This is a genomic window from Stenotrophomonas sp. P5_A8, assembly GCF_056400545.1.
The window spans coordinates 1-1,032 of sequence record NZ_JBFULB010000585.1; the positions used below are offsets into that span (position 1 = coordinate 1).

Sequence of the window (1,032 nt, forward strand, 5' to 3'; positions counted from 1 at the left end):
GACTAGGTGCAAGGAAATAGTCTGATTTAGCTGCGGGCAGAGGACCTTTGCGATGCAGGCCGACTCCATGAGCGAGCAAGTGGCCGACCACAGAGCGGAAGACGCGATTCGGAAGAAGTTCGAAATCTTGAGGAAGGTAGAGTCGGTTGCGGAAAGCGACATCAACGTCCCTGCAGAACTTAATCAGGTGAGGATCGTAAGCGGCGCCAAGCAAGTCCCCGTTGCACGCACGACAAATGGAGCGATACTTGACGCCGCTCTGAAAGAGACGACTACCCTTGCCAACCTTCTCAGCGCCGAGCGCAGCTACAAGGCTGGTTGCATAGGCTTGTCCGACCCTTGGCACACCCTTGGGTGGGATGTGGTCTTCCGTCAATTTCCCGATCTTCCCGCAGATGTTGCAGGGACCGATCTCAGGACCCCGTGTTTCCAGCCGCATGCTTTTAGGCTCCGCCCGATACCTAGACAGATGATGCCACTCGCCCTGGCATGTGTGGGATTTCAGTGACCCAGCGGGATAATCGAACACGACGAAGTCTGTCAGCTGCGGCTGCAACCGTCCTGACCCCTGCGACGGCCAGGCCGACAATTACGTCATGACTAGAGAGGACGCGGGAGAGCCGCGCTGGCGCACGAAAAGGCCGAAGCTCTTCTTCGACAGGCCTGGGCGCTAGATCAGACCTTCAACGGCGACGGCAGGTACGGCGTCACGGCGGCGCGATGCTGACTGCCTTCGTCGAGAAGCTAACCGATTCGCCCCCAGCATCCCGATGGGGCGCGACTTCACTCAGTTGGACCATTGAGCCCTTTTTGTAAGCGACTGAGAGYGTAGGAGATATCCATGCCAGGCTCTGATAGGCCCTTGTCCCAGTTCCTTGGCCCTGCATTGCTCTTCATGCGGAAATGTGAGCTGGCGTTCCTGACGTGGCTACCGAACCAAACCTGCTCTGCCGACGTTTGAACCTTGCGGTCGGCATCAAGAGTTCCGTGCTTTGCGTAAGCCTTAAGCTGCGCTTTGAGCAAGACCACGCG

2 protein-coding genes are annotated in these 1,032 nt (G+C 57.9%); one reads left to right on the forward strand and one right to left on the reverse strand.

The window, feature by feature from the left end; genetic code table 11:
• Nucleotides 1–67 precede the first annotated feature (67 nt).
• Complete coding sequence (locus AC1DQP_RS20850; RefSeq protein ID WP_478052478.1) at nt 68–508, forward strand: hypothetical protein; 441 nt, start codon at nt 68–70, stop codon at nt 506–508.
• Nucleotides 509–783: 275 nt separating this feature from the next.
• On the opposite strand, the gene AC1DQP_RS20855 is transcribed toward AC1DQP_RS20850, so the two are convergent.
• The coding region (locus tag AC1DQP_RS20855) for a hypothetical protein (protein ID WP_478052479.1) at nt 784–1,032 on the reverse strand (249 nt) is incomplete at its 5' end.